The sequence below is a fragment of the Photobacterium galatheae genome (assembly GCF_000695255.1).
GTDB lineage: Bacteria > Pseudomonadota > Gammaproteobacteria > Enterobacterales > Vibrionaceae > Photobacterium > Photobacterium galatheae.
In genome coordinates this window covers 26,554-53,242 of sequence record NZ_JMIB01000013.1, presented here as the reverse complement: position 1 = coordinate 53,242, position 26,689 = coordinate 26,554, and the positions used below count along the sequence as shown (strand labels likewise).

Annotated in this window: 26 protein-coding genes; 12 read left to right on the top strand and 14 right to left on the bottom strand. The window is 55.1% G+C overall.

The window, feature by feature from the left end; genetic code table 11:
* The first annotated feature begins 68 nt into the window (after nucleotides 1-68).
* Nucleotides 69-719 (top strand): isoprenoid biosynthesis glyoxalase ElbB, encoded by a 651-nt coding sequence (elbB, locus tag EA58_RS07540; protein WP_036750973.1) that lies wholly within the window; start codon nucleotides 69-71, stop codon nucleotides 717-719.
* 493 nt (nucleotides 720-1,212) lie between these two features.
* On the opposite strand, the gene EA58_RS07535 is transcribed toward elbB, so the two are convergent.
* The 4 genes from EA58_RS07535 to recQ form a co-directional block, all read right to left on the bottom strand.
* On the bottom strand, nucleotides 1,213-1,653 hold the full coding sequence (locus tag EA58_RS07535; RefSeq protein WP_036751076.1) for a GNAT family N-acetyltransferase: 441 nt from the start codon (nucleotides 1,651-1,653) through the stop codon (nucleotides 1,213-1,215).
* 49 nt (nucleotides 1,654-1,702) lie between these two features.
* Nucleotides 1,703-2,380, bottom strand: coding sequence for a 7-cyano-7-deazaguanine/7-aminomethyl-7-deazaguanine transporter (locus EA58_RS07530; protein WP_036750970.1), 678 nt, complete (start codon nucleotides 2,378-2,380; stop codon nucleotides 1,703-1,705).
* Nucleotides 2,381-2,535: 155 nt separating this feature from the next.
* Complete coding sequence (locus tag EA58_RS07525; RefSeq protein ID WP_036750968.1) at nucleotides 2,536-2,853, bottom strand: DUF3630 family protein; 318 nt, start codon at nucleotides 2,851-2,853, stop codon at nucleotides 2,536-2,538.
* 282 nt (nucleotides 2,854-3,135) lie between these two features.
* Nucleotides 3,136-4,983 (bottom strand): ATP-dependent DNA helicase RecQ, encoded by a 1,848-nt coding sequence (gene recQ, locus EA58_RS07520; RefSeq protein ID WP_036750966.1) that lies wholly within the window; start codon nucleotides 4,981-4,983, stop codon nucleotides 3,136-3,138.
* A 188-nt stretch (nucleotides 4,984-5,171) separates the two neighbouring features.
* Here recQ and rarD point away from each other — a divergent pair, with 188 nt between their 5' ends.
* On the top strand, nucleotides 5,172-6,083 hold the full coding sequence (gene rarD / locus EA58_RS07515) for an EamA family transporter RarD (protein ID WP_036750962.1): 912 nt from the start codon (nucleotides 5,172-5,174) through the stop codon (nucleotides 6,081-6,083).
* A gap of 110 nt (nucleotides 6,084-6,193) precedes the next feature.
* The gene (gene ggt / locus EA58_RS07510) at nucleotides 6,194-7,939 is read left to right on the top strand and encodes a gamma-glutamyltransferase (RefSeq protein WP_036750960.1); all 1,746 of its coding nucleotides are present in this window, start codon (nucleotides 6,194-6,196) and stop codon (nucleotides 7,937-7,939) included.
* Nucleotides 7,940-8,027: 88 nt separating this feature from the next.
* Here the strand turns inward: ggt and uvrD are convergent, their stop codons facing one another.
* A complete protein-coding gene (uvrD, locus tag EA58_RS07505) occupies nucleotides 8,028-10,199 on the bottom strand; it encodes a DNA helicase II (protein ID WP_036750957.1) in 2,172 nt (723 codons plus the stop codon).
* 289 nt (nucleotides 10,200-10,488) lie between these two features.
* On the opposite strand from uvrD, the gene EA58_RS07500 reads away from it, so the two are divergent.
* The 4 genes from EA58_RS07500 to EA58_RS07485 are packed head-to-tail and all read left to right on the top strand — an operon-like array spanning nucleotide 10,489 to nucleotide 12,842.
* On the top strand, nucleotides 10,489-10,746 hold the full coding sequence (locus EA58_RS07500; protein WP_036750955.1) for a BufA1 family periplasmic bufferin-type metallophore: 258 nt from the start codon (nucleotides 10,489-10,491) through the stop codon (nucleotides 10,744-10,746).
* Nucleotides 10,747-10,748: 2 nt separating this feature from the next.
* Complete coding sequence (gene bufB / locus EA58_RS07495; protein ID WP_036750952.1) at nucleotides 10,749-11,612, top strand: MNIO family bufferin maturase; 864 nt, start codon at nucleotides 10,749-10,751, stop codon at nucleotides 11,610-11,612.
* Nucleotides 11,593-12,369: an HvfC/BufC N-terminal domain-containing protein gene (locus EA58_RS07490; RefSeq protein ID WP_036750948.1), complete on the top strand. Its 777-nt coding sequence runs from the start codon at nucleotides 11,593-11,595 to the stop codon at nucleotides 12,367-12,369. The genes bufB and EA58_RS07490 overlap by 20 nt, the downstream gene beginning before the upstream one ends.
* 14 nt (nucleotides 12,370-12,383) lie before the next feature.
* Nucleotides 12,384-12,842: a DoxX family protein gene (locus EA58_RS07485; RefSeq protein ID WP_036750946.1), complete on the top strand. Its 459-nt coding sequence runs from the start codon at nucleotides 12,384-12,386 to the stop codon at nucleotides 12,840-12,842.
* 1 nt (nucleotide 12,843) lies between these two features.
* On the opposite strand, the gene yigB is transcribed toward EA58_RS07485, so the two are convergent.
* The 6 genes from yigB to lptM form a co-directional block, all read right to left on the bottom strand.
* Nucleotides 12,844-13,560 carry a 5-amino-6-(5-phospho-D-ribitylamino)uracil phosphatase YigB gene (gene yigB, locus EA58_RS07480; RefSeq protein ID WP_036750944.1) on the bottom strand — a complete coding sequence of 239 codons (717 nt, stop codon included), beginning with the start codon at nucleotides 13,558-13,560 and terminating at the stop codon, nucleotides 12,844-12,846.
* Nucleotides 13,561-13,587: 27 nt separating this feature from the next.
* The gene (gene xerC / locus EA58_RS07475) at nucleotides 13,588-14,496 is read right to left on the bottom strand and encodes a tyrosine recombinase XerC (RefSeq protein WP_036750942.1); all 909 of its coding nucleotides are present in this window, start codon (nucleotides 14,494-14,496) and stop codon (nucleotides 13,588-13,590) included.
* Nucleotides 14,493-15,200 carry a DUF484 family protein gene (locus EA58_RS07470; RefSeq protein WP_036750939.1) on the bottom strand — a complete coding sequence of 236 codons (708 nt, stop codon included), beginning with the start codon at nucleotides 15,198-15,200 and terminating at the stop codon, nucleotides 14,493-14,495. The genes xerC and EA58_RS07470 overlap by 4 nt, the downstream gene beginning before the upstream one ends.
* A gap of 87 nt (nucleotides 15,201-15,287) precedes the next feature.
* Nucleotides 15,288-16,118, bottom strand: coding sequence for a diaminopimelate epimerase (gene dapF, locus EA58_RS07465; protein WP_036750937.1), 831 nt, complete (start codon nucleotides 16,116-16,118; stop codon nucleotides 15,288-15,290).
* 20 nt (nucleotides 16,119-16,138) lie between these two features.
* Nucleotides 16,139-17,389, bottom strand: coding sequence for a diaminopimelate decarboxylase (lysA, locus tag EA58_RS07460; protein ID WP_036750933.1), 1,251 nt, complete (start codon nucleotides 17,387-17,389; stop codon nucleotides 16,139-16,141).
* Nucleotides 17,390-17,417: 28 nt separating this feature from the next.
* Nucleotides 17,418-17,537, bottom strand: a complete 120-nt coding sequence (gene lptM / locus EA58_RS07455; protein ID WP_036750931.1) for an LPS translocon maturation chaperone LptM — start codon at nucleotides 17,535-17,537, stop codon at nucleotides 17,418-17,420.
* A 76-nt stretch (nucleotides 17,538-17,613) separates the two neighbouring features.
* On the opposite strand from lptM, the gene cyaY reads away from it, so the two are divergent.
* Entirely contained in the window at nucleotides 17,614-17,925 is a 312-nt protein-coding gene (gene cyaY, locus EA58_RS07450; protein ID WP_036750928.1) for an iron donor protein CyaY, read from the top strand.
* Nucleotides 17,926-18,007: 82 nt separating this feature from the next.
* Here cyaY and EA58_RS07445 read toward each other — a convergent pair whose 3' ends face one another.
* The gene (locus tag EA58_RS07445) at nucleotides 18,008-20,596 is read right to left on the bottom strand and encodes a class I adenylate cyclase (protein ID WP_051641942.1); all 2,589 of its coding nucleotides are present in this window, start codon (nucleotides 20,594-20,596) and stop codon (nucleotides 18,008-18,010) included.
* Between the two features lie 389 nt (nucleotides 20,597-20,985).
* On the opposite strand from EA58_RS07445, the gene hemC reads away from it, so the two are divergent.
* Genes hemC through EA58_RS07425 form a run of 4 tightly spaced genes read left to right on the top strand, consistent with a single transcriptional unit; the run spans nucleotide 20,986 to nucleotide 25,034 of the window.
* The gene (gene hemC, locus EA58_RS07440; protein ID WP_036750927.1) at nucleotides 20,986-21,921 is read left to right on the top strand and encodes a hydroxymethylbilane synthase; all 936 of its coding nucleotides are present in this window, start codon (nucleotides 20,986-20,988) and stop codon (nucleotides 21,919-21,921) included.
* Complete coding sequence (locus tag EA58_RS07435; protein ID WP_036750926.1) at nucleotides 21,918-22,682, top strand: uroporphyrinogen-III synthase; 765 nt, start codon at nucleotides 21,918-21,920, stop codon at nucleotides 22,680-22,682. The genes hemC and EA58_RS07435 overlap by 4 nt, the downstream gene beginning before the upstream one ends.
* The gene (locus tag EA58_RS07430; protein WP_036750925.1) at nucleotides 22,675-23,850 is read left to right on the top strand and encodes a uroporphyrinogen-III C-methyltransferase; all 1,176 of its coding nucleotides are present in this window, start codon (nucleotides 22,675-22,677) and stop codon (nucleotides 23,848-23,850) included. The genes EA58_RS07435 and EA58_RS07430 overlap by 8 nt, the downstream gene beginning before the upstream one ends.
* Complete coding sequence (locus EA58_RS07425; protein WP_036750923.1) at nucleotides 23,847-25,034, top strand: heme biosynthesis protein HemY; 1,188 nt, start codon at nucleotides 23,847-23,849, stop codon at nucleotides 25,032-25,034. Before EA58_RS07430 ends, EA58_RS07425 begins: the two co-directional genes overlap by 4 nt.
* A gap of 359 nt (nucleotides 25,035-25,393) precedes the next feature.
* Here the strand turns inward: EA58_RS07425 and EA58_RS07420 are convergent, their stop codons facing one another.
* Both EA58_RS07420 and EA58_RS07415 read right to left on the bottom strand, forming a co-directional pair.
* Nucleotides 25,394-25,822, bottom strand: a complete 429-nt coding sequence (locus EA58_RS07420; protein ID WP_152547961.1) for a hypothetical protein — start codon at nucleotides 25,820-25,822, stop codon at nucleotides 25,394-25,396.
* A gap of 38 nt (nucleotides 25,823-25,860) precedes the next feature.
* Nucleotides 25,861-26,631 (bottom strand): class I SAM-dependent methyltransferase, encoded by a 771-nt coding sequence (locus tag EA58_RS07415; RefSeq protein WP_036750920.1) that lies wholly within the window; start codon nucleotides 26,629-26,631, stop codon nucleotides 25,861-25,863.
* Nucleotides 26,632-26,689 lie beyond the last annotated feature (58 nt).

The window sequence follows — 26,689 nt, the reverse complement described above, 5'->3', positions numbered from 1 at the left end:
ATCAGATGGCGGTGTAATCGGACAAAGCGGTGTTAAATTCTTCAGTTTTGAACAAAAAGGAGGCCAAGATGAAAAAGGTTGCAGTCATTTTAAGCGGTTCAGGTGTCTTTGACGGCAGTGAGATCCATGAAGCGGTCCTGGCGTTACATGCCATTGAACAGGCGGGGGCCAGCTGGCATTGCTTCGCACCCAATGTGGATCAGCACCATGTCATTAACCACATCACCAGCGAGGCCATGAACGAAACACGCAATGTCCTGATTGAAGCCGCACGCATCGCACGGGGCCAGATCCAGGATGTTGCCGAGCTCAGCGCCCGAGACTTCGACGCATTATTGCTGCCTGGTGGCTTTGGTGCCGCAAAAAATCTGTCAGATTTCGCCTTCAACGGCGCAAACTGCCAGATCCATCCAGAGGTCAAACGCGCCTGTCAGGAATTTGCCCGGGCGCAGAAACCCGCCGGCTACCTGTGTATCGCACCGGTGCTGATTCCGCAGATTTATGGTCAGGGCGCGAAAGGCACGATCGGCACTGAGAAAGAAGTCGCCTGTGCGTTTCGATCCATGGGGGGCGATCATATCGATTGTCCTGTGGATGAATTCGTCCTGGATCAGGAACGCTGCCTGCTCAGCAGCCCGGCCTATATGCTGGCTGGTTCTATTTCAGAAGCCGCCAGCGGAATCAACAAGCTGGTACAGCAACTGGTGAAAATGGCCTGAATAAGAAAAAGCGGCGCTTGAATCAAGCGCCGCTCAGCAGAAACGGTCGAGGTTATCAGCCCTACACTAAAAACCAAACCCAAGCTGTATACTGGAAGCAATGTGAGCAATGTCGTGCCTTCATGCGAGAAAGAATCACTTGGTTTTCCTCGCTGAGTGCCAGTTAATAATAACCATTCTCATTACCTTTGCAAGCACTTATTGAGAATTATTTTCATTTACCAATAAATTCAAATACTTCCCAACCTTCTTTGGCCCGCACATCCGCAATCGCCAAAAAAGAAAAAGCGGCGCTTGAAAACAAGCACCGCTAAGCAAAAGTCAGCAGAATATTCAGCCCTACACTCAATACCCGCCTTCGCTAAAGTACACTGGAAGCAATGTGAGCAATGTCGTGCCGTCAGACCGGAATCCTTCGGTGAAGGTTTCCGTCAAAAGCAAGTTAATAATAACCATTCTCATTTAATGTTCAAGTGTTATTTGAGAATTATTTTCATTTGTGTGTATTCCAGCTCTTCACAAAATGCAGTCGGTAATCCTCAATCCCATCTTTCTTTTCCATATGTTCGATTTGGTAGCCATTGCGCAGCAACAGGCGCAACATCGCGGGAAAACGGTTTCGGGATTTCACCCGCAGCTCCTGATACCCCTGTGCTTGCACCCAATCTTCCTGAGCAGCCAACAACGCCTGAGCCACACCATTCTGGCGTCCTTCCGGTACCACGCCACCCAGCCAGCTGTAAAAGCAGGTTTCTGACAGGCGATAACCAATTTTTACCCCGAGCAACATGCCATTCTTTTCAGCAATCAGGATCAAAGGGCTTCGCCCTCGCACCCGCGTTGCCAAACTGGATTCAGTCTCCGGCTGATCAAGCTCGCTGATTCTGGCCAGAACCTCAGCGGCTTCCGCCAGGCTGGCTTCACGTATGTTGATCACAGTGTCTGGTGCTCCCCTGTCTGAATGAAAAAAGCCGGCTTTGAGTTTAAGACAGCCCCTGCGAGGGCTCAAGCTGGGGTTGCATCCGGGTCAGACGCTTCACCAGATAGTTCAGCAGCACGCCGTACATCGGCACAAACAAACCCAGACTGATGATCAGTTTCACCCCGTAATCCACCAGCGCAATCTCCACCCAGTGCTCAGCCATGAAAGCATCCGGGCTCTGGTAAAAGGCGATGGCAAAGAAGGCGACGGTATCCATGGCATTGCCAAACACCGTCGATGCGGCAGGCGCAATCCACCATTGCTGGCACTGACGCAGACGATTGAACACCGAAACGTCCATGATCTGCCCGAGCAAGTAGGCCATAAAGCTGGCGATCGCAATCCGAGCCACAAAGAGATTAAATTCACCCAGCGGTGCCAGCCCCTGATAAGCGCCCTGATAGAACACCACCGACAGCAGATAAGACACCGCCAGAGCCGGAAACATCACCCGGGTGATGATCCGGCGCGCCATCGCAGCACCATAAATCCGCACCGTCAGATCGGTGGCCAGAAAAATAAACGGAAAAGTGAAAGCGCCCCAGGTGGTGTGGACACCAAACAGCGTAAAAGGGATCTGAACCAGATAGTTACTGGAAGTCATGATCACCAGATGGAAAGCAACCAGAGTCCAGAGTGCCTGGCGTTGCTGCGCCGGCGAAAAAGCAGAAGTCGTCATCAAACAGACCTTTTTGTCAAATGGGGGCGAGGGAACCCAACAGAAAAACAGCACATTTTCTGTACAGTGCTGTCACCAAAGGCGCTGATTATACCGTAAGCAACCCGGCTGCCAAGCCAGCACAGCAATGGCAAACGTTTGCAGTTGAAATTTGATTAGTAAGTCAACTTTTTCAGCCAGGCAGCGAGAAAATCCAGCGTCTCACGATCATCCTGACTCAGAATTTCCAGCCACAGACTGGCACTGTAATGCTCCCCTTTGAGCAACAGGCGACAGCCTTCAAAGTCAATCAGCCAGACATGCAGATCAGCATTCGCTTCTTGTTCCACTACGCTTGCACCCAGCAGTGTCACCAGAGACTGCGCCAACCCGGCAAAGCTGTCATAGTCGAATTCTGGGGCGATGAGGTGCAGACAGCCACGTGTATGGTCCAGTTCGCGTACACCAAAATGAGGTTCAGAGGATATAGTCATCGGGGTTTCCTTGTCAGTGTCCGGTACATCATTCCCGGTTTGATGTAACCAAGTGTTGCTTAGCGTGTCAAAGCATAAGCAACCAATAGATTCAGGACGGATTTCATGGTCTGATCCCTGCGTTGTGGGGATGGCCAGGAGGCCTCACCACACTGTGGCGAAGAATTGCATTCTCGCCCCAATACGCAAGCTGTTTTGTAGTCAACAAAGCCCTCGTTTTGTTTCTGCTACACTCTCTGCCGGATAATCTTCGATTGTCCGGTTTTTTTTACCCTGTATCCGTCAGGAATATTCCGCAGCAGCCAGCAGGTGCTCTTCAATCACCGACAGAAACACCTTGCCGTATTTTTCCAGCTTACGCTGACCGACGCCATTCACCGCCAGTAACTCCCCTTCCGAGGTCGGCAGGCATTCGGCCATTTCCATCAGACTGGCATCGTTGAAGACTACATAAGGCGGCAGGGATTCTTCATCGGCAATCGCTTTGCGAACCATCCGCAGCTTGGAAAATAGTTTCTTATCATACTGACGTTTGAGACGACTGTCCGGCCGCGAACTGCGGGCGCTGCTGTCAATCCGCGGCACCGCCAGTTGTAGCGACGCTTCTCCGCGCAGAATCGTCCGGGCTTTTTCCGTCAGTTGCAGGGTGGAATGATTCACGATGTTCTGGGACAGGAACCCGCGGTGGATCAGCTGACGCAGGATGCCCACCCAAAATTCATGACTGTGCTCCCGACCGATGCCATAGGTACTCAGCTTTTCGTGGCCCTGTTCCCGCACTTTGGCATTTTGCAGACCACGCAGCACATCAACCACATGATGGACGCCGAACCGCTGATTGACCCGGTAGACACAAGACAATGCCTTCTGCGCTGTTTCCAGTGCATCGAAATGCTGTGGCGGGTCAAGGCAGATATCGCAGTTCCCACAGGCATGTTCACTGTGCTCGCCAAAATAATGCAGCAGAACCTGACGACGGCAGGTCTGTGCTTCAGCAAAGGCACCCATGGCATTGAGCTTATGTCCTTCCACCTGTTTCTGCGGCCCGTCATCTTTTTCTTCGAGACAGCGGCGCAGCCAGGCCAGATCGGCCGGGTCATAGAACATCACGGCCTCTGCCGCCAGACCATCCCGCCCGGCACGGCCGGTTTCCTGATAGTAAGATTCGATATTACGCGGAATATCAAAGTGCACCACAAAACGCACATTCGGCTTGTTGATCCCCATCCCGAAAGCCACGGTTGCCGCCACAACCTGAATGTCATCCCGCTGGAAACCTTCCTGCACCCGAATACGCTCGTCATGGTCCAGCCCGGCATGGTAAGCCGCAGCACGAATACCCTGCCCGGCCAGTTTTTCTGCCACCTGCTCGACTTTCTTGCGGCTGTTACAGTAGATGATACCGCTCTGCCCGCGCACGCTGGTCAGAAAGCGTCCCAGCTGTGCCATTGGTTTGTATTTTTCCTGCAGGGTATAGCGGATATTCGGACGGTCAAAACTACCCAGATGAATGAACGGATCGGTGAGTGCCAGCCGGCTCGTGATATCGTGACGGGTTGTGTCATCCGCCGTCGCCGTCAGGGCAATGACCGGCATCTGCGGAAAATGTTCTTTCAGTGTACCCAGTGCCGCGTATTCCGGCCGGAAATCATGTCCCCACTGAGAAATACAGTGGGCTTCATCCACCGCCAGCAGGCTGATCGGCAAGTCACGCAGCCGATCGATAAAATCGCGGCTGAGCACCCGTTCCGGGGAGACATACACCAGTTTGAGTGTGCCGTTGGCCATCCCCTGCCAGGTTGCCTGCAGTGCCTCTGGCGTCATCGTCGAATTGAGACATCCCGCCGCCACCCCGTTGGCCTGCAACTGGTCAACCTGATCTTTCATCAGGGAGATCAGGGGGGAAATCACCAGCGTCAGCCCCTCGCGCATCAACGCCGGAATCTGATAACACAGTGATTTACCGCCACCGGTGGGCAGGATCACCAGACAGTCGCGACCGGATGCCACTGCGTCAATGACTGCCTGCTGGCCGGGCCGGAAAGACTGATAGCCGAACACCTGTTGCAGGATCTGCGCACTGGTGGCGGACGTGACGGCGCGACTGAGATCTGGGGTTGAGGCAGACATGACTTCACTCTTGATGGACACAGCCGGCTATTCTATACCAATCAGATCCGGGATGGGAGCCACCCGCACTGAACACCCATAAGTCACTGGTCATTTTCAACTGACTGGGATTATACTGCCCGTTCCAACAGACACTGCGTCTTTACACCGCCTTCTGCCAACGCTTTACCACAACACACTGGAATACCATGGACGAGCAAGCGAAAACAACCCAACGCGGGGTGATCCTGGCCCTGGCCGCCTACACCATGTGGGGCATTGCACCCATTTACTTTAAACAGCTGCAATCGGTCAGCCCCTTTGAAATTATCAGCCACCGCATTATCTGGTCTTTCTTTTTCCTGGCTGCACTGATTTTTCTCGGAAAGGGCTGGGGCAAAGTCCGTCAGGTGCTCAAACAGCCGAAAGCGGTCATGATGCTGCTGGCCAGCTCTGTGGTCATTGGCGGCAACTGGCTGATTTTTATCTGGGCCGTGAACAGCAATTACATGCTGGATGCCAGCCTGGGCTATTTCATCAACCCACTGCTCAATGTCCTGCTGGGCATGATTTTCCTTGGGGAACGCCTGCGACCACTGCAATGGCTGGCCGTGGCGCTGGCTGCCGGTGGCGTCGCGATCCAGCTCATCCATTTTGGCTCTCTGCCCTGGGTGGCGCTGGTACTGGCGGGCAGCTTTGGGATCTACGGCCTGCTGCGCAAAAAGGTCAATCTGGATGCCCAGACCGGCCTATTCATGGAGACCAGCATTCTGTTGCCGCTGGCGCTGGGCTATGTCTTCTTCTTTGCCGACAGCCCGACCTCAGACTGGACTCAGAACAGCCTGAACACCAACCTGCTGCTGATGGCCGCCGGGATCGTCACCACCCTGCCGTTGCTGTGCTTTACCGGGGCTGCCACCAAACTGAAACTCTCAACGCTGGGCATTTTCCAGTACATCGGCCCGAGCCTGATGTTCCTGCTGGCCGTTTTCATGTACGGCGAGGTTTTCAGTGCCGACAAGAGTCTGACTTTTGCCTGCATCTGGATGGCGCTGGTCTTGTTCAGCTACGATGGCATTCAAGGCCACCGCCGCAACCGGAAGAAAACACAGCTCGCTTAACCCGCCCCGCTTTTCAGATCTTGTCACAGATTGCTCAACCCAACGGGCAATCTGTGATAAAACACCTAATCTTATCCCTTGATTCACAACAATTTTAAAAAGGATCTGCCATGAAAAGGACCTCCCTTGCCCTGGCGCTGACGAGCCTGCTGCTGACCGCACCGGCTTTCAGTGAGCAAGCCGCCGATCTGGTCGCCCCGGAAGGGGCCACGGGTTTACAGCATAATGCCCAGGTGACCGGCAAAGACTGGATGATAGCGACGGCCAACCCCTATGCCAGTGACGCCGGCGCCGCCATGTTAGCCAAAGGCGGCAATGCCATAGATGCCATGATCGCCGCGCAACTGGTGCTGGGCCTGACCGAACCGCAGTCCTCCGGTCTGGGGGGCGGCGCATTTCTGGTGTACTGGGACAGTGAGAAAGATGCCCTGACCACTTTCGATGGCCGCGAAACGGCTCCGGCGGAAGTTACCCCCCAGTTATTTCAGGATGAAACCGGCAAACCACTGGCCTTTTACGATGCCGTGGTCGGCGGCCGTTCCGTCGGAACGCCGGGCACCGTCAAGCTGCTGTGGCACACCCACCAGCGCCTCGGTAAACTGCCGTGGAAAGATCTGTTTGAACCGGCGATCAAACTGGCCCGGGATGGCTTTACCGTCAGTCCGCGTCTGGCGCAGCTGATCCGGGAAGACAGCGAACGCCTGCAACGTTTTCCGGCAACCAAAGCGTATTTCTTTCCGGGCGGCCAGCCACTGAAAGCTGGTGATACCCTGAAAAACCCGGCTTATACCGATACCTTGCAGCAAATTGCAGCTCGGGGCGCCAGCGCCTTCTACCACGGCGACATCGCCAAAGACATCGTGAAAACGGTGCGTGAAGCCACAGGCAATCCGGGCGTTCTGAACACCATGGATCTGGCAACCTACACCGTGAAAGAACGCCCTGCCGTGTGCGCCCCTTACCGCCAGTACGAAGTCTGCGGCATGGGACCACCCAGCTCCGGTGCCCTGACGCTGGGTCAGATCCTCGGTATTCTCAGCCATTATCCGATGAAAGAGCTGGGCCCGAACAAAGCCCTGAGCTGGCATCTGCTTGGCGATGCTTCCCGACTGGCCTTTGCCGACCGGGGCCGATACATGGCCGACAGCGATTTTGTCCCGATGCCGACCGAAGGGCTGCTGGACAAAAACTACCTGCAACAACGCGCCGGACTGCTGAAAAGCAATCAGGCCCTGAAAGAAGTGAGTGCCGGCTTACCGCCGTGGTCCCATGCGATGAACTACGGACTGGATAATGCGATCGAACTGCCGTCAACCAGCCACCTAGTGATCGTCGACAAAGACAGAAACGTGCTGTCGATGACCACCACCATTGAGAACGGGTTCGGCTCTCGCCTGATGGTGCGCGGCTTTCTGCTCAACAACGAGCTGACCGATTTCTCCTTCAGCACCCATGACAACGGGATGCCGATTGCCAACCGGGTCGAGCCGGGCAAACGGCCGCGCTCATCAATGGCGCCAACCATCGTGCTGAAAAACGACAAGCCAGTGCTGGCCATCGGCTCGCCGGGTGGCAGCCAGATCATCGGCTATGTGGCCAAGACGCTGGTGGCCCACCTCGACTGGGGACTGAGTTTGCAGCAGGCAGTTGATCTGCCGAACATGAATAACCGGTTTGGTCCGTTTGAGCTGGAGCAGGGCACCAGTGCCGAGCGCTGGGCACCGGAACTGGAGAAGCTGGGTTTTGAAGTCAAAATCAAACCGCTCAATTCCGGGGTGCAGGCCATCGGTCTGTTCCGCGGCCAGCTGAACGGTGCCGCCGACCCGCGCCGTGAAGGCAAAGTGGTCGCACAATAAGCGTCCTTTTCCACGAACTGCGATCAAAAACGCGCCGTCATCCTGAGGAGACGGCGCGTTTCTCTTGATGGAGCCTGTCAGTGATGACTTACATCGCTTCCAGCTTGGCGTACTGCGTCACCAGCCATTTGATTCCTTCACCATTGAAAGCGACCTGCACCCGGCTCTGGGCACCGCTGCCTTCAAAATTGATGATGGTCCCTTCCCCGAATTTCGGGTGCTGGACCCGCTGTCCAAGACTGAAACCGGTCTGATTAAAGTTATCATTCACCTGCGTCTGACTGAACCGGCCACCGGTTGACGGACGGGACACCTGCGCTTTCATTCGCACTTCTTCAACAAATTCCTCCGGGATCTCACGCACGAAGCGCGACACCTTGTGGAAATTATCCTTACCGTACAGACGACGCATCTCAGCGTGGGTGATGTAGAGTTTTTCCATCGCACGGGTCATACCAACATAACACAGACGGCGCTCTTCCTCGAGACGCCCCGGCTCTTCAGAGGTGCGGAAACTCGGGAACATCCCTTCTTCCACGCCCACCATGAACACCATCGGGAACTCCAGACCTTTAGCACTGTGCAGCGTCATCAGTTGTACCGCATCATCGAAGTCATCGGCCTGTCCTTCACCGGCTTCCAGCGCCGCATGGGACAGGAACGCAGCCAGCGGACTCATCTCCTCGGCTTCTTCCGGCACTTCAAACTGACGAGTAGCCGTCACCAGCTCTTCCAGGTTTTCGATCCGGGCCTGTGCTTTCTCGCCTTTTTCCTGCTCGTACATTGCCCGCAGCCCGGACGAACGGATCACTTCATCGGTCTGCTGATACAGCTGCATGTCCCGGGTGTCATCTTCCAGTGCATTGACCAGTTCCACAAAACGACGCAGTGAATTGGCTGCCCGGCCCGCCAGCACTTTCTCATCCAGCAAGGCGACACTGGCCTGCCACATGGTGGTGCCGCGGTCGCGGGCCGCCATCCGGATGGTATCCAGCGTCCGCTCACCCAGCCCCCGAGCCGGGGTGTTCACCACCCGCTCAAACGAGGTATCGTCATCGCGGTTGGCAATCAGGCGCAGATAAGACAGCGAATCTTTGATTTCCTGACGGTCGAAGAAACGCATGCCGCCATAAATCCGGTAAGGCATTCCGGCCTGAATCAGAGCCTCTTCCAGCACCCGCGACTGGGCGTTGCTGCGGTACAGCATCGCCGTATCACTGAGCGCGCCACCGCTGTCCTGCCAGCCTTTGATCTTCCCGACGACAAACCGGGCTTCATCCAGCTCGTTAAACGCGGAATACACCGAAATCTTTTCGCCTTCACCGCCGTCAGTCCACAGGTTTTTGCCCATCCGCTCATTGTTATTGGCGATCAGTGCGTTCGCCGCCTGCAGGATATTCCCGGTCGAACGGTAGTTCTGCTCCAGGAAAATACTGGAGGTCTGGGTAAATTCATTCAGGAAACGCTGAATATTCTCAACCTTGGCACCCCGCCAGCCGTAGATCGACTGGTCGTCATCGCCCACGATCATCACGTGGCATTCAGGCCCTGCCATCATGCGTAACCAGGCAAACTGGATGTTGTTGGTATCCTGGAATTCGTCCACCAGAATGTGCTTGAAACGGGCCTGATAATGGTCGCGGATGTGCTTGTTATGCTTGAGCAGCTCAAAAGAGCGCAGCAAGAGTTCAGCAAAGTCCACCAGCCCGGCCCGATCACAGGCTTCCTGATAGGCGGTATAAAGACGTAGCCAGGTCTGTTCGACCGGGTCGTTAAAGGTCTCGACATGCGACGGACGCAGCCCTTCATCTTTTTTGCCGTTGATATACCAGGCCGCCTGACGGGCCGGCCACTGTTTCTCGTCAAGATTCTGCGCTTTGATCAACCGGCGCAGCAGGCGCATCTGATCATCGGAATCGATGATATTGAAATCTTCCGGCAACCGGGCATCGAGATAATGGGCGCGCAGCATGCGGTGACTCAGGCCGTGGAACGTGCCGTTCCACATCCCGGCGCAGTTTCCCTGCATCAGCGCGTTAATCCGGCCGCGCATTTCCGCGGCGGCTTTGTTGGTGAAGGTCACCGACATGATGGAGAAAGGCGAGGCTTCTTCGACCCGCAGCAACCAGGCAATCCGGTGCACCAGCACCCGGGTTTTCCCGCTGCCGGCCCCGGCCAGGACCAAATGATTACCCAGCGGTGCCGCCACCGCTTCGCGCTGTTTGTCATTGAGACCATCTAACAAGAGTGAAACGTCCATCGCCTTTCTACTGGTTATTTATACACTGGCGGTGATTATAACAGCTCAGACAAAGAATGCCCGCCCTGTCTCATACTGAGTCTCAGTCGGCCCATCGCACCTCAAATTCAGGAGCCAGCACCACTGTCGTACAGAACCGACACACAGAAAAAAAATCACTTCATCTGAAATTTCTTTCGGCCCCTGCCTTTCTATAGTGGATAAGAGCACCTGAAGTATCTCACGTCCATCACAGGACGAACGCTCGACACCGCACTACCTGAACCGTCTGATATCAAGAGGAATGATGATGAAAAAGAGCAATCTCGCCTTAGCTACTGCTGTCTCTGGTCTGCTGATGCTGGCTGGTACGGCCCCTGCCGTCGCGGCTGACAGCGGCGCGAAAGAAAAATGTTATGGCGTCGCCAAAGCCGGAAAGAATGACTGCGCCACTAAAACCGGTTCCTGTGCCGGAACCGCCAAAATGGATGGTCAGAAAGATGCATTCATCATGGTTCCCAAAGGCCTGTGTGACCGTCTGGCCGGCGGCAGCACCAAAAGCAGCTAATCATGATTCATGATTGCGCCTTTCAGCAGGTTGGGGTTGGCCTGAGAGCCCCCCACCTGACTCTTTTTGCCGGCATGGAAGCGCCTCAAGTGGGCTGGCTGGAAGTTCACAGCGAAAACTACTTCAATCCGGAAAGCCCGGCACGCCAGACCCTCCGCCAGATTGCCGAACGGTTTCCAATCAGCTGCCACGGCATTGGGTTGTCTCTGGGCTCTGCCGACCTCCTCAATCACCGGCATCTGACCCAGCTCAAACATCTGGTTGATGACCTCCAGCCCATGGCCGTTTCTGATCACCTGAGCTGGAGTTCCGTCAACGGCCAGTACTTAAATGATTTATTACCCATTCCCTATACCGAAGAAGCCCTGAATCTGGTCTGCGATAAAATCTCGCAGGTGCAGGATACCCTTGGCCGCCAGCTGCTGCTGGAAAACCCGTCGAGCTACCTCAGCTTCCGTCATGCAGACTATACGGAGTGGGATTTTCTGAGCTGGGTCCAGCAACGAACCGGCTGCGGCCTGCTGCTGGATCTCAATAACATTTATGTCAGCAGTTTTAACCACGGCTTCGATTGCGACACTTACCTCGCCGCCATCAACCCGGCGGCGGTGAAAGAAATCCATCTGGCCGGGTTTACGGTCAAAAAACTGGAACAGGGTGAGGTTTGGATCGATACCCACAGCCGTCCGGTCAGCGAGCCGGTGTGGCAGCTATACCGCAACTGGGTCCGCCAGCACGGCGCTGTACCGACCCTGATTGAATGGGATCTCGACATTCCGCCGCTTGAAGTGCTGCTTGGCGAAGCAGATAAAGCCCGGCAGATCCTGCGCGACACGGAGGCATCGCATGAACGCCGTCAAGCCTGACGGGCCGGATCTGGCAACGCTGCAAACCAGCTTTGCCCGGGCCCTGCACTACCAGCCCAGTGAAATCACGGATCTCATCATGCCACATGCCTTGAGTGCCGATCAGCAACTCCAGATCTACCGCAACAACTTTATTATCGGTCTGACCGAAGTACTGGAAGCCACCTATCCGGCTGTCAAAGCTGTGGTCGGTGAGGCATGTTTTTCGGCACTGGCCCGGCAGCATGTTTTAACCGTCCCGCTTGAACAGGGGGATGTCAGCCACTATGGCTGTGGTTTTGATGACACCATCTGCGCACAGGCATCACTGCATCAGGCCGTTCCTTATCTGGCCGATCTGGCCCGGCTGGAATGGTGGGTCGACCGGGCCGGTCAGCTCACCTCGTCCGCCCCGGATTTCCCGCTGGAGAAGCTGCAAGGGCTGACCGAAGCACGGCTGGCACAGGCTCGGCTGATTCCAAATCCGGGCTGCGAGCTACTCGACAGTGACTATGCCGTCGCTGAATTGTGGCAGGCCATTCACGACGATGTTCTGAATAATCTGGAGAGTCTGGACATCCACCGGCCGCAATCAGCCATCGTTTTGCCCGGCCCCAGGGTGATCACCACCACGACAGCTGGCACGGCGCTGGTCGCATTGTCCAAACAGCACCGACCGCTGAATCAAGCCAGTCCGGAGATGCTGGCACTGCTGGGCGAGCTGATTTCGCAGCAAGTGTTCGCCAATATCCACTATCCTGATGAAACAGAAGCGTAAACAGAGGGACTGATATGTTTTATCTGATCAAAGACATCGATACCCAGTTCAGCCGGGCGCTGGCACCCATTACTCCGTTACTGCTCCTGCTGACCCGGTTGTGGGTCGCCTGGGTGTTTTTCAACGCCGGAATGCTGAAGTTCCAGAGCTGGGACAGTACCCTCTATCTGTTTGAGTATGAATATCAGGTACCGCTCATCCCCTGGCGGATCGCTGCCTATCTGGGCACGGCAACCGAACTGATCGTGCCTGTTTTTCTGGCACTGGGTCTGCTGACCCGTCCGATGGCACTGCTGCTGTTCATCTTCAATATGATTGCGGTGGTCTCTTATCCACTGCTGTGGGAGAAGGGATTCTTTGATCACCAGCTGTGGGGCATGATGTTGCTGGTGAATGTGTTCTGGGGGGCCGGCCTGATCTCACTCGATCACCTGACCGGCCGGGCACGCCGGCCCAGCCGTCTGATGGAATAATTCAGACCAGCGTCAGCAGTTGGTCCAGGGTATGAATTTCAACGTCCGGCAGCCACTTGGCTTTGGTTTCCAGATGTAGTGGCCGGCGTTGATCATTCAGCCAGCAAGCCTGAAAACCACAGCGCCGGGCACCGCCGACATCGGTCTCTAGATGGTCACCGACATGGAGGATATCCTGGGGGGCTACCCCCAGCAGTGCCTGAGCCTGCAAAAACAAATCCGGCTCCGGCTTCGACAGACCGTCGCGGCCCGCCACCAACACCCGGGAAAAATATTTGCCCAGACCAATCTTGTCTGCATCCACGTTGCCGTTGGTGATTGCCAGCAGCGGCACCCGGGTTGCCAGTTCTCCCAGCACCGCGTGGGTCAGCGCCGGCACATCCACCTGATTGCGCACCGTCAGCACCACGCTGAGCCCTTCTTCGCTCGCGGCACTCGCTTGCTGCACAGAATACCCCAGCTGCATCAGCCCGGTCCGCAACATCTCCCGCCGCCACTCAGTCACGTCATGGCGCAGCATCGGATTTTCCTTCGCCAGTCGGAATTTGAGTCGATGCCAGTCCGCCGGGGTCAGGTCTTGTGCAACCGGATGGGATGCTGCAAGCCAGTCGTGCATCGCCTGTTCCGCCCGCAAAATCACCGGATGATTGTCGTACAGGGTATCGTCCAGATCGAAGGTCATCGCCTTGGGCGAACGAAAACTGCGGTAAAACTGCATGACAACGGCTCCTTTTCTTGCCTGGGTTTATTTGCGTTTCCTGGCCCGGGGATGGGCCTGATCATACACCTTCGCCAGATGCTGGAAATCCAGATGGGTGTAGATTTGTGTGGTGCTGAGGTTGGCGTGACCCAGCAATTCCTGTACCGCACGCAGGTCACCACTCGATTCGAGCATATGCGTGGCAAAGCTGTGGCGGAGCTTGTGCGGATTGATATGGCTGGACACCGACTGCTTCTGACCCCATTCCGCCATCCGCTTCTGGACATTCCGGTTTGAAATCCGCTGCCCCAGTTTAGAAACAAACAGTGCCGGTTCTCCGGGTGCAGCCAACTGCCCCCTGACTTTCAGCCAAATCCCGACCCATTCCCGGGCCAGACCGGCAAAAGGCACAACCCGCTCTTTATCTCCTTTACCGATCACCCGCAGATCGCCTTTACTCAGGCTGATGTCTTTCACATTCAGCCCGACCAATTCAGACAAACGCAGTCCGGCACCGTACATCAGCTCCATGATGGCGCGATCGCGCACCGACAGCGGATCATTTTCATCCACACTGAGCAACTGATCCATTTCATCAACGTCCAGATTTTTGGGTAACGGACGGGATTTCCGCGGTGCCGAGACGCCTTTGGCCGGATTCGCCTTGATCTCGCCCTGATGCACCAGATAATCGAGAAAGCTGCGCAGCGCCGACAACCGCATGGCCAGACTGCTGGCCTTCAGGCCATCGCGCATCCCCTTACTGGCGAGCTGACGAACCCAGCCGGCATCCACCGACGGCCAGTCCGACACACCCAGCTCAAACAACTGCTCAGCCATCGTCGTCAGCTGGCGCTTGTAGTTCTGCTGGGTATGCAGACTCAGCTCACGCTCACTGCGCAAGTATTCGTAGAAACGCTCCAGAGATTTCGTCAGGCTGGCTGGCAGACTCACTCGATCACCTCCCGGCTGTATTCCCAGTGCCGGATAAGACGGCCCAGCACACCGGCCAATTGCTCGACAAACAGCGTATCCATATCCGGCTGAAAGTGGCCGCCGTCACGGCTGGCAAAACTTAAAATACCATCCGGCCGCTCCGGCTCTCCCAAGGGCAATACCACAAAGGACCCCAGTTGCGGCGGTTGGAGAAACAGCAATTCACTCTCTGCTTTTCGCAAACGCCCCAGATAGACACTGCGTGGATTAAAACGAGCGCGCCGAAACCCTTCAAAGGCCTGACGACTCAGATAAAGTTTATTATCCAGGCTGTCGAACAGGCGAATACTGACGCTCAGATCCAGCTCGGCAGCCAGCTCGGTCAGGACACTCAGAGCCTGATAAATATTGTGGGTCTGAAACAGTCGCTGCTGCGCCTTTGCAAAAGTCGTAAACAGGGTACTGTTGCTGGCCGCCACCAACATCATGGTATCAATCTGCTTTTCCAGCTCAGACACTTTCTGGCGCAAACGCTCCATCTGACGTTCCACCAGCGATACCGTGCCGCGCTCTGGGTGAGGCAAGCGAAGCTGCTCCAGCAACTCAGGCTGGTGCAGAAAAAAATCCGGATGCGATGCTAAAAAGGCCACCACCGCCTGATGGTTCAGCGGTGCGGCCTCGTCGTCAACCGGGGATTGATCCAGTTGGTTCATATCAGTCATAAATCTTGGCTTTTGGGGCTGTTTATCTTTTCAATTCAGTGGGACAAACTGCCCCACCAATCACGACCTTTACGCTCATGTTCAGGCTCAGAGGGTCAGCTGGCCATCAAACACATGGGCAACCGGTCCGGTCATATACAGCGGCTGACCATCCCCGGCCCAGCGAATGTGCAGATCACCGCCCGGTAAGCTAACCGTCACATGGCTGTCCAGTAGTCCCTGTCGCTGGCCAATGGCCACCGCAGCACAGGCACCACTACCGCAGGCCTGCGTTTCTCCGGCACCACGTTCATAGACCCGCAGACGAATGGCTGAACGCGACAGTACCTGCATGAAACCGACATTGACCCGCTCGGGGAATCGCTCATGGCTTTCCAGCAGCGGCCCCAGTGTTTCAACATCAGCGGTCTCCACATCATCGACCACAGTCACACAGTGTGGATTACCCATACTGACCGCACCGCAGAAGACCGTATTATTTTCAGCCCGAAGAATATAGGTTTTCTCTTCCTGTTTCGCTGAAAACGGGATCTTCTCCGGCGTAAACTCCGGCAGTCCCATGTTGACTGTTACCTGATTGTCGTTTTCCAGCTGTAGCATCATCTTGCCGGACTTGGTACTGACCGAAATCCGGTATTTGTTGGTCAGTCCCTTCATCGATACAAAACGGGCAAAACAGCGGGCACCGTTACCACACTGCGAGACTTCGCTGCCATCCGCATTGAAAATGCGGTAGTGAAAATCCGTCTCGGGATCATAAGGCGGCTCCACAACCAGCAACTGGTCAAAACCAACCCCGCGATGCCGATCTGCCAGACGCCGGATCGCGTCCGGTGAAAAGAAGATGTTCTGGGTGACACAGTCAACGACCATGAAGTCATTACCCAGACCATGCATCTTGGAAAATTGAAACTGCATCGGCGTTCTCTCGTTTCGGGTTAAGGCAGCAGGTGTTCAGACTGCCACAGCTGACTCAGGGTTTCGCGCTCACGGACCACATGGGCCTGATCACCGTCGACCATGATTTCCGCCACTCGCGGACGGGTGTTGTAGTTGGAAGACATCACGAAACCATAGGCACCGGCAGAACGCACGGCCACCAAATCGCCCGTCTCCAGTTTCAACAACCGCTCTTTCCCAATATAGTCACCGGTTTCACAAATCGGGCCGACAAAGTCATATTCCATCGGCTCACCGTCACGCGGTACCACAGGCACAATTTCCTGCCAGGCGTGATACAGCGTCGGGCGGATCAGATCGTTCATCGCCGCATCAACAATGGCAAAATTCTTGTGCTCGGTATGCTTGAGATATTCCACCCGGCTGACCAGCACACCGGCATTGGCAGCAATCGCACGGCCCGGCTCAAAAATCAGCTCCAGATCCATGTGATTTTCCAGTCGCTCCAGCAGTGCTTTGGCATAGTCTGACGGCAACGGCGGCTGCTCATTGCTATAGGTCACGCCCAGACCACCACCGACATCCAGATGTTTGATCACGATGCCTTCCGCTTTCAGCGTATCGATCAGCGCCAGCAAGCGATCGGTAGCATCAATGAAAGGGGTCATCTCTGTCAGCTGCGAACCGATATGACAGTCCATTCCGATCACTTCAAGATTCGGCAGGCTGTGCGCCAGACGGTACACTTCCGGTGCGCGGTCAAAGGCAATGCCAAACTTGTTGTCACGCAGACCCGTCGAAATATACGGGTGCGTTTTGGCATCAACATCCGGGTTGATCCGCAGCGACACCGGCGCAATCTTGCCCATCTCTGCCGCCACCTGATTCAGACGTTCCAGCTCAGGTTCGGATTCCACATTGAAACACTTAATGTCCAGTTCCAGTGCCCGGCGCATTTCCGCGGCCGTTTTACCGACACCGGAAAACACCACTTTCGCAGCATCGCCGCCCGCAGCAATAACTCGCTCCAGTTCACCCACCGAGACAATATCAAAGCCGGAACCCAGTCGTGCCAGAATATTCAGCACACCCAGGTTAGAGTTGGCCTTTACGGCATAACAGACTAAATGCGGATGGTCAGCCGCCGCATTGTCGAAGGCGCGCCAATGGCGCTCCAGCGTTGCACGGGAGTAGACATAAAGCGGGGTGCCAAAACGCTCAGCCAAATCAGTGAGGGGAATCTCTTCCGCGTAAAGCTGACCGTCTTGCTGATAATTAAAATAATCCAATGTGATCTCTTCCCTGTTATGGCCGCGGTTATTCGGTTTGTTCGTTGTTCTGGGTGTCATCCGCCGGCATATACAGCGGGCCGCTTTGGCCGCAGCCTGCCAGCATCAGCACAGTCAGGATAAATGTTGCGATTAAACCTTTACGCATTTTCAAAGCCAGTGATAATGATTGCAATGCCCTCTATAATCGCACCCACACTAGGAAAAGCAATAGGACGAACAGGATGAACGATACTGAATTTCATAAACTGGCTGATCAGGTACTGATGCATATCGAAGAAGGCATCGACCAGTCCGGTGCAGATATCGAATATGAAACAACCGGCAATGTACTGACTCTGGAATTTGAAAACCGCAGCCAGATCGTCATCAACCGCCAGGAACCACTTCACGAGATCTGGGTTGCCTCCAAATCAGGCGGTTACCACTTTAAGTATAACGATGGGGTTTGGCACTGCACCCGCAGTGGTGAGGAACTGATTTCGCTGATCAAGCGGGAATGTTCACGACATGCAGAAGAGAAAGTAGACTGGTAAGCAAGAAAACGGGTCACCGTCTCCGGCGCGTCAGCAAATAGCTATGCGCGCCGGAAGCGTTTCATTTCAGTTGCTGTGACCTTCAGGAAAGACTCAGGTGACCACCCTTGCCTGAGTCAGACTCCGACAAGCTGTTTTCACTGTCCGCCGCCATTCGGCGTTCGGCCTGATACCCGCTTTTATACGGCAAGACCTGACATTCACCTGCCGTGCTGTACACAATATGGTAGAACTGCGGCAAGTTGAAATTGATGAAGTTCGAGCTATAGCTGAACCTGTCGTGCGCTGAAGTGTAAAAACGGTTCACGCCATGCACCATCTCATCCATGTTGCCGCTGCACTGGCGGTACACTTCAATGCGGTTGGTTTCATCCAGAATGTAGATATTAAATCCGTCATTCTCGCAGTCTTCAAAGAAGAACTGGATCAAGCCTTCACTGGCATAGGCATCCACGATTGACGGCGGGTGGGGTTCATCCGTTTTGCCCACCACCACACTCGCGGAGCCCATCAGCTTATTACTGGAAATACAGCGATAAAAATCAACGGAATTTTCCAGCTTCTGCACAGAGACCCCGCGGCGCTCAAAGAACAAGCCATGGGTCTGACTGCCAATACGAATCGCTTTAAAGCGGCGCTGTTTTTCCTGCTGTTCGACCGGCATCAGACGCATCTCAATGCATTCCGCCACCAGCTGATACACCAGATTCCGGATCATCCCGCGCATATGCTTGCTGTAACAGAACACATCCACCGACTCCGGCGGAATCGCATCCTGGTGCATTTTGCTGAGAATCGTCTTCAGGGCATCCATCATGGCATTTTCGCCCTTGAAGTTCAGGGTCCGCACTTCATTCCAGGAGTTGCGGTACACCAGATCCACACTGCCGACCAGGCAGGTCTGCTCGGGGCCAAAACTGAAAATATCGGTATTTTTGAAGTCAAACTTCACCGCCCGGCTTTTCAATACCTCGGTCGGGTCCTGCTCCAGATTGATAAAAATCCCCAACTGGCGGATTTCACACGGATTAGACAGTGCGCTCAAACTGGGCTTAGGACGACGAATCGAGAATGTATTGCGGATATCACTGACCAGCTGATACAGCTTATCAATATCCATGGCCGAATCACGAACCACCGCATGAAGATTGGTCGTCTCAGTCAGCAAGCCGTTGAAATACGCCCAGGACACCAGCTTGCTCAGGTAACGGTTATGTTCCAGCGACGGCTGGCCAAGAATCGCAAACGGGTCAAGCGGCTGCTTGTAGAGATACCAGCCTGCCGTGTTGGTGCGCCCGGCCGGTACCTGAATAAAAGTCAGATCGCCTTCATGGAGATCCGGAGAAATCTGCGGATTGAGTAAAGTCACTTTGCCCGGCAGCACCTCAAAGGCCGCATACAGCTTCCGGGCCAGAATACTGATATCTTCCGGGCTGATGGACGACGTAATGTCGTTACGACGGGCAAACAGGATCAGATTCCGATAGCTGAGCATCAGGGCATCAAGCAGTTCGTTATGTGCCCGTTTCACCAGCTCGACTTTCCAGTTCCGGCGGTTATCCAGTTCTGCCAAAACTTCTTGCGACCACTGCCATTCCGAGGACAGTTCGGTCAGCACCTCACGGCGCCAGGTCACAGAACCCGCACCCGGTTCACGGGTCAGCTTCTCGTGCGTTTTGAGATAAAAACAGCGGCGGACCAGATCCAGCCGGCGGTGATCGTGAATCCGCTCCAAATAGCGGGTCACCTTCTCCAGCATCAGATAATAGGCATCCATCGCATAATGCGAGGCGTGTTCCGAGAAGAAGCGGCGTTTGCCGTCAACACTCAGCAGCTGGGTATGTGGGTACTCACAGGAATATGCCTCCAGCAAAATCGCCTTCAGCACTGACTTATAAGGTGAGTCGATACTTTTATAGAGGTGCCAGAGGCTGGAACCGAAATACTCTTCCGCCGGAATACGGGTCAGGCCGCCAAAATCGATCCATTCGTCACGATTGATAAAGCCACTGCTGACCAGATAGTCGACGTAATCGTCATAGCATTCTTCCATCTCCGGCGGAACCAGATACCACAGGAAACGCTGGCCGGCGAGATGGACGGCAGAACGGTAAAACTCGTCCAGCAGCAGCAGATGCTGACTGGAACCACAGTTATCCCCACTCAGGGCATCTGAACAATTATGGCGGAAACGGTTATCATCAATCAGGAAAAAGTTGGCTTCAACACCCTGAATCATCGCCCAGTCGGACACCGCTTTGCATTTCGCGATCAGCGCTTCACGTTCTTCCACTGGCATCCGGGTCCGAATACAAACCCAGATATCCAGATCGCTGGTCAGACTCTGTCCCAGTGACGCCGTACTGCCCATAGCATACAGGCCCAGAATATCGCCATCTGGAACGTCCTGCCCCCCTGCAGACGGAAGCTCACAATCAAATTGCTCACGGATCAGGGAAATCTGACGGGAAGAAGGAACGAAAGAGGCAATGCCCTGCGGCACCTCGGAATCCTGGAAGCCAGGCAAGTCGGGATGGTTCACATGCAATAGCACTGGCAACAGACTGAAGACCTGCTCCGACTGTGCATTCATGGCCAGCCGGGCACGCTCGACCCGACGCTGGTTATGTGTATCCAGCCTGCCAATTAACGTATGAATATAATTTTGCAAATTACTCTTCCAAGAGCTACCAGCATCCAGCGCGGCCCGAATCTTGTCATCGTTGGGGCAGTCTGTGAGCCATCTGTGAGCAAAAACGTGATCAATCTAACAGTTTTTGGACAATCCGTAAAGTCAGTGTGGTTGATTCAGATGGTGGTCAGGCGCTGGCAGTGCAAGTCCGTTCATTATCACCACAAAATAGTACAATGAATAAAAATCGCCAGCGCTCCCGACTTTGGAATGCAGATCACACACTAGAACGTGAAGCATATCACAGTTGCGATATCACAGAACCAGACAAAAGCGCTTCACCGCACTGGTCGCAACATCTACATTACCTTACCCGTGCCGGAGTGGTACGATTAGTGTATTTAAAGCAATTAGATGGACGCCATTTTATGACTGAGAAGCCTATCCGGATCGCCACCCGCAAAAGTCCGCTTGCACTATGGCAGGCGGAATATGTCAAAGCGGCGTTGGAACAAGCCCACCCCGGAATCACCGTTGAGCTGGTGCCTATGGTCACCAAAGGTGACGTAATTCTGGATACCCCGCTGGCCAAAGTGGGCGGCAAAGGCTTGTTTGTCAAAGAACTGGAACAAGCCATGCTGGAAGATCGGGCCGATATTGCCGTCCATTCCATGAAAGACGTCCCGGTTGAATTCCCGGAAGGTCTGGGGCTGGTCACCATCTGTGAGCGCGAAGACCCACGCGATGCTTTCGTTTCTAACCAGTACGCCCATGTCGACGAACTGCCACAGGGTGCCGTAGTCGGTACCTCCAGCCTGCGCCGTCAGTGCCAGCTGCTGGCCCGCCGCCCGGATCTGCAGATCAAAACGCTGCGCGGGAATGTTGCCACCCGTCTGCGCAAGCTGGACGAAGGGGAATACGACGCCATCGTCCTGGCCTGTGCCGGACTCAAGCGCCTGAAGCTGGAAGACCGCATTCGCTGTGCGCTGGAACCGGAAGTCAGCCTGCCTGCGGTCGGACAAGGTGCCGTCGGGATTGAATGCCGTCTTTCCGACACCCGAATCCGGAACCTGCTGGCCGTACTGAGCGACAAATCCACAACGGCCCGGGTCCTGTGTGAACGCGCCATGAATAATCGCCTGGAAGGCGGCTGTCAGGTGCCTATCGGCAGCTATGCTGAACTGCAGGGCGATCAAATCTGGCTGCGTGCACTGGTTGGCGAGCCGGACGGCAGCCACATTGTGGCCGGAGAAATCCGCGGTCCGATCGCCGATGCGGAACGTCTGGGTACTGAGCTGGCAGAAGAACTGCTGACTCGCGGTGCCCGGGAAATTCTGACCCGACTGTATGACGACGCCGAATGACCGTTCTGATCACCCGCCCCGCCCCGCAAGGCGACGCACTGGCAAAAGCACTGGCACATCAGGGCATCCAATCTCTGGTGCAACCACTGCTGACCATTGCGCCCGGCGCCGGGCTCCCCGGGCTGGGTGATCAATTGAGAACGTTGCAAGATGGAGACTGTCTTATTGCTGTCAGTAGCCATGCAGTCAAAATGGCTCATACTTATCTGACAGAACAAGGGATTAGCTGGCCGCAGAATCTCCACTATCTGGCCGTAGGCCAGCAAACGGCCGACACACTGGCCAAAGCTTGCGGTCAGGCAGTCATCGCACCGCCTCAAGAAGACAGTGAAGGATTGCTGGCGCTGCCTGAACTGGCGCAGCCAGCCGGACGACGAGTCCTGATCCTGCGAGGCAACGGTGGCCGTGAACTGATTTTCGATACGCTGGTCGAACGACAGGCCAGCGTGTCTTACTGTGAAACCTATGCGCGACACTGGCTGGCACTGGATGGGAACAGGCTGTTCCACCAATGGCAACAGCAGGACGTGGATACCCTGGTCGTCACCAGCGGCCAGCAACTGGATTATCTGTACCAGTTGATGCCAGCACAGGCCCGGGCATGGCTATGCCAGTGCCGGTTGCTGGTTCCCAGTGAGCGTATAGCAACGGAAGCCAGGGACATCGGCTTTCGCTCTGTAACCATGGTAGGCAGTGCCAGCAATGACGCATTGCTTACTACCCTAAGCACAACTGGCACAACGGGAAAAACGGATGACTGAGAAGAAGACCAATAACGATCACCCTACGGCAGGCAACCAGTCTGATGCCGCAGCGGCCGCCAAGGACAACCCCAAAAACGCCGACAATCAATCCAAAGCGTCAGGTCGAACTGCCCAAGAACCGACCAAACGCGCCCCTGCCAAATCTGGCAGCGGCAGTAAAACCGGACTAGTCGCCATTGCCCTGGTGATTCTGCTGGGGGGTGGCTTGTATTACCACGGCCATCAGCAAAACCTGGCCCAACAGGCGCAACTGGCCGCACTGACCAGCCAGTTAAACGAGATGAAAAACGCCCTGTCTCAAAGCGAGCAATCCGTCAAAGCAGCTGTGCAGGAAAGTCTGGACAGTGCAGCGACCCGGCTGAGTCAGCAGGAAAACGATATTCAGGGCCTGCAACGGTCGATGACCGAAATCCAGGGCCGCCGTCCGAACGACTGGCTGCTGGCCGAGGCAGACTACCTGACCCGGATGGCCGGTCGCAAACTGTCGCTGGAGCATGATGTTGCCAGTGCCACCTTGTTGCTGGAATCGGCCGATAACCGGATCGCCCAGCTCAGTGATCCCAGCCTGACGGAGCTGCGCAAGGCCCTGAGTAACGACATTACCATGCTCAAATCCATCGCCCGGATTGACCGGGACGGCCTGGTGCTTCGCCTGACCAGCCTTCAGACTCAGATTGATAGCCTGCCACTGGCCAACGCCATTGTGCCGGAATCGCTGGATCAGCCGCAGACCGAAAGTGTCAGCGAGTCCATTTCCGACTGGAAATCCAACCTGATGACCTCGCTGAAACAATTCGGTGGACACTTCGTCACGTACCGAAAACGAGACGGTAACGTGATCCCGCTGCTGTCGCCGGAGCAGGATTTCTACCTGCAGGAAAACATCAAATCCAAACTGGAAACCGCCATCAAAGCGGTCTATCGCGAACAGGGTGAACTGTATACAACCTCACTGACCATGGCGAAAGACTGGGCCAGCCAGTTCTACAAAACGGACGATGCCAAAACCCAGAGTTTCATCCAGGCACTGGATGAGCTGGCCCAACAGAAGATTGAGGTCAACTACCCAAAAATACTGACATCACAGTCTATGCTCTTGGATACCATCAACATGCGGATGCGTCAGCAAGTTGCTCCGATCCACAGTGAGGAGGATCCGGCATGATTAAACTTCTGCTGCTGGTGGTTGCGCTGATTGCCGGCCTGACTTTCGGCCCGATGCTGGCAGGCAACCAGGGCTACGTGCTGATCTCTGCCGACAATCAGACCCTCGAAATGAGCCTGACCACACTGCTTCTGCTGGTGATCATCCTGTTCGGCCTCTTTTTCCTGCTGGAAAACCTGCTCAAATGGCTACTGTCTCTGAGCAGCGTCTCCCGGGGCTGGTTCTCCAGCCGCAAAAGCCGGAAAGCCCGTCAGTTAACCTCAAACGGACTGGTCAAAGTTCTGGAAGGTGACTGGAAACAGGCTGAAAAACTGGTGGTCAAATCAGCCAGCCACAGTGACACGCCACTGCTGAACTATCTAGCAGCGGCTGAAGCCGCTCAGGGACAAGGCCAGCTCCACCAGCGTGACGAATACCTGCGCCTGGCCTCTGAACTGGACAACGACAGCCTGGCTGTGGCCCTTACCCGTGCCCGCCTGCAATGCCGCCAGCATCAGTATGAAGAGGCCGTGGCTACGCTGCAGGACATGAAAAGTGCCCATCCGCGTAACCCGTTATTACTGGAACTGCTCAAGCAATGTTACGTCGAGCTGGAAGACTGGCCAGCCTTACTCGGCCTGATCCCGCCGCTGAAAAAATACAGCAGCCTGAGTGACGAACAAGCCGACAAACTGCAGGAAAAAGCGGAATGCGGCCTGATGGTTCAGATCGCCCAGCATAGCGGCAGCGACGGCCTGATGGGCCACTGGAACAGCCTGAACCGCAAAGCCAGACAGAACCCGGTACTGGTTGCCTGCTTTGTACGTGAAATGTGCGCCCGCAATGCCGACAGCGAGGCTTATACTGTCCTGCGCGAAGCACTGCGCAAGAAGATTGAGCCACAGCTGATCAGCCTGATGCCGACTCTCAAACTGACAGACTACCATCCCGCCATTGTCACGCTGCAGGATCTGCTCCGTTATGACAGTGGCAATGCCGCGACGCACAGTGCCCTGGGCCAGCTGTATCTCCGCGAAGGAAAGTTCCCGGAAGCCCGGACACATCTGGAAAAAGCCATTGAGCTTCACCCGACCGTTGCCGATTACAGTTATCTGGTGGAAACGCTGGAGAAACTGAATGACAAAGCCGCCGCACACCGTCTGTCTCGGGAAGGTCTGGCTCTGGCGCTGCCGTCGAAAATTTAACCGCTCAGACACATCTGTTGCAAAATGTAAAAAGCGCCTTTTTAGGCGCTTTTTTGTCTCTTCTGACGAAATAATCTCAGAATTTCATCCGCTTTTGTTTCCATCTGTTAATAGCCATTACAGCGTATATATTTGCTATTGATGGAATTAACTAAAAAATATTCAATGTGGCCTCTTTGAGCACTCACAGATGGAAGTACGGTTATGCTCCCTTGGTTAATTGTTTCTGGCATTGTTGTTGCGGTCATTACCTGTCTGCTGACAGCGGTCCTGATTAAAGAATCCTGAGATTCATCAATCCCCTTAAAACAAAAGCCTCCGGAACGGAGGCTTTTCTTCTTTTCAAATCAACAAAGTGTTCAGGCGCTGGCTTTGTAGAGCAACTTGTCAAACTGCCGCTGGGCCTGCTCGGCTTTCTTCTGATATTTTTCAGCCTTCTTCAGTTTTTTCTCGCCTTTCTTCTCATACTTGCGCTTTTTCTTTGCCAGCTTCCGCAATTTCTTATCCAGCTTCCGGGCTTTCACAGACATCAGCAACCGGGTCGATAAATTCAGTGCGACATCGGATTCCAAAGGCTCTCCAACGGCGGGAGCTGCAGCACTGGCTGCTACCGGCAAAGACAGAACCGACGCTTCAGGCAAATGCATGGGCTTACACAGTGCCCCTTTGCCGTTCGCAGCCCGCGCACAACTGCGACACAGATACCGCGGCTGATTCACCAGCTCACCAATGACTTCTGCTTTGGCACTGATTTCCGCACGCCTGTATTTACATAATGACTTGGACATGGCTTTCTCCATCCTGTCGCATCTCGCCTGAAAGCGTGTTACTTCATGGCCGCTTTGACGTAAACATCAAACCGGTTTTTCTTCGTGCTGATCACCGTCGAAGGTGCCTGCTCATCCAGCCAGGGCGCATAGTCCGGACGTTTCACAACAACCCGTTTTGCAGCAAGCGCCAGCGCCGGGGCCAGCAAGAGATCGGCATCCATATCGGCTCCGACCAGGCTCTGGAACACCCGCATTTCTTTTTTCACCAGCGCCGACTTCTTCTTATGGGGAAACATCGGATCCAGATAGACCACATCCGGTACCGCATAATCAGGATCCGCCACCAGATCGGCCAGCGCATCCTGACTGGTCGCATGCAACAGACTCAGCCGCTCACGAACCCAGTCGCCAATCTCTGTATCGGCCTGTGCGCGGCGCAATCCATCCTCAAGCAGCGCTGCAACCACAGGATGGCGCTCAATCATCTGCACCCGGCAACCCAGCGATGCCAGCACAAATGCATCACGCCCCAAGCCGGCCGTGGCATCCAATACCGTTGGTGTGACACCACTTTTCAGGCCGACGGCTTTCGCAATGGCCTGCCCTCGTCCGCCCCCGAATTTACGCCGGTGTGCCGCGGCACCGCCGGCAAGATCCACATAGACAGCACCCAGCTTGGGCTCATCCCGTTTCAACAGTTCCAGCCGTTCATCAGTCAGGTGCAGTGCGAACTGAGCCTCTGGATCATGCTCAAGCCCCCAGCGGGCTGCCAGTTCCGCCAGCTCAGACTGACGTTCGGATTGGTCACAAAGTAAGGTGATGCGCACGGGTGTCTCCGCAAAAGGTTGCCTGACCGGTGCAGACCGGGCAGACAGAGATCGATAC

What these genes read in the sequence shown, in the direction of transcription:
- EA58_RS07430 (WP_036750925.1), top strand. Translation starts at nt 22,675, where the DNA reads ATGACTGAGAAGAAGACCAATAACGATCACCCTACGGCAGGCAACCAG.
- EA58_RS07500 (WP_036750955.1), top strand. Translation starts at nt 10,489, where the DNA reads ATGAAAAAGAGCAATCTCGCCTTAGCTACTGCTGTCTCTGGTCTGCTG.
- EA58_RS07485 (WP_036750946.1), top strand. Translation starts at nt 12,384, where the DNA reads ATGTTTTATCTGATCAAAGACATCGATACCCAGTTCAGCCGGGCGCTG.
- EA58_RS07470 (WP_036750939.1), bottom strand. Translation starts at nt 15,200, where the DNA reads ATGACTGATATGAACCAACTGGATCAATCCCCGGTTGACGACGAGGCC.
- dapF (WP_036750937.1), bottom strand. Translation starts at nt 16,118, where the DNA reads ATGCAGTTTCAATTTTCCAAGATGCATGGTCTGGGTAATGACTTCATG.
- bufB (WP_036750952.1), top strand. Translation starts at nt 10,749, where the DNA reads ATGATTCATGATTGCGCCTTTCAGCAGGTTGGGGTTGGCCTGAGAGCC.
- lptM (WP_036750931.1), bottom strand. Translation starts at nt 17,537, where the DNA reads ATGCGTAAAGGTTTAATCGCAACATTTATCCTGACTGTGCTGATGCTG.
- yigB (WP_036750944.1), bottom strand. Translation starts at nt 13,560, where the DNA reads ATGCAGTTTTACCGCAGTTTTCGTTCGCCCAAGGCGATGACCTTCGAT.
- EA58_RS07420 (WP_152547961.1), bottom strand. Translation starts at nt 25,822, where the DNA reads ATGTCCAAGTCATTATGTAAATACAGGCGTGCGGAAATCAGTGCCAAA.
- rarD (WP_036750962.1), top strand. Translation starts at nt 5,172, where the DNA reads ATGGACGAGCAAGCGAAAACAACCCAACGCGGGGTGATCCTGGCCCTG.
- EA58_RS07435 (WP_036750926.1), top strand. Translation starts at nt 21,918, where the DNA reads ATGACCGTTCTGATCACCCGCCCCGCCCCGCAAGGCGACGCACTGGCA.
- ggt (WP_036750960.1), top strand. Translation starts at nt 6,194, where the DNA reads ATGAAAAGGACCTCCCTTGCCCTGGCGCTGACGAGCCTGCTGCTGACC.
- uvrD (WP_036750957.1), bottom strand. Translation starts at nt 10,199, where the DNA reads ATGGACGTTTCACTCTTGTTAGATGGTCTCAATGACAAACAGCGCGAA.
- EA58_RS07490 (WP_036750948.1), top strand. Translation starts at nt 11,593, where the DNA reads ATGAACGCCGTCAAGCCTGACGGGCCGGATCTGGCAACGCTGCAAACC.
- hemC (WP_036750927.1), top strand. Translation starts at nt 20,986, where the DNA reads ATGACTGAGAAGCCTATCCGGATCGCCACCCGCAAAAGTCCGCTTGCA.
- recQ (WP_036750966.1), bottom strand. Translation starts at nt 4,983, where the DNA reads ATGTCTGCCTCAACCCCAGATCTCAGTCGCGCCGTCACGTCCGCCACC.
- EA58_RS07425 (WP_036750923.1), top strand. Translation starts at nt 23,847, where the DNA reads ATGATTAAACTTCTGCTGCTGGTGGTTGCGCTGATTGCCGGCCTGACT.
- EA58_RS07530 (WP_036750970.1), bottom strand. Translation starts at nt 2,380, where the DNA reads ATGACGACTTCTGCTTTTTCGCCGGCGCAGCAACGCCAGGCACTCTGG.
- EA58_RS07525 (WP_036750968.1), bottom strand. Translation starts at nt 2,853, where the DNA reads ATGACTATATCCTCTGAACCTCATTTTGGTGTACGCGAACTGGACCAT.
- cyaY (WP_036750928.1), top strand. Translation starts at nt 17,614, where the DNA reads ATGAACGATACTGAATTTCATAAACTGGCTGATCAGGTACTGATGCAT.
- elbB (WP_036750973.1), top strand. Translation starts at nt 69, where the DNA reads ATGAAAAAGGTTGCAGTCATTTTAAGCGGTTCAGGTGTCTTTGACGGC.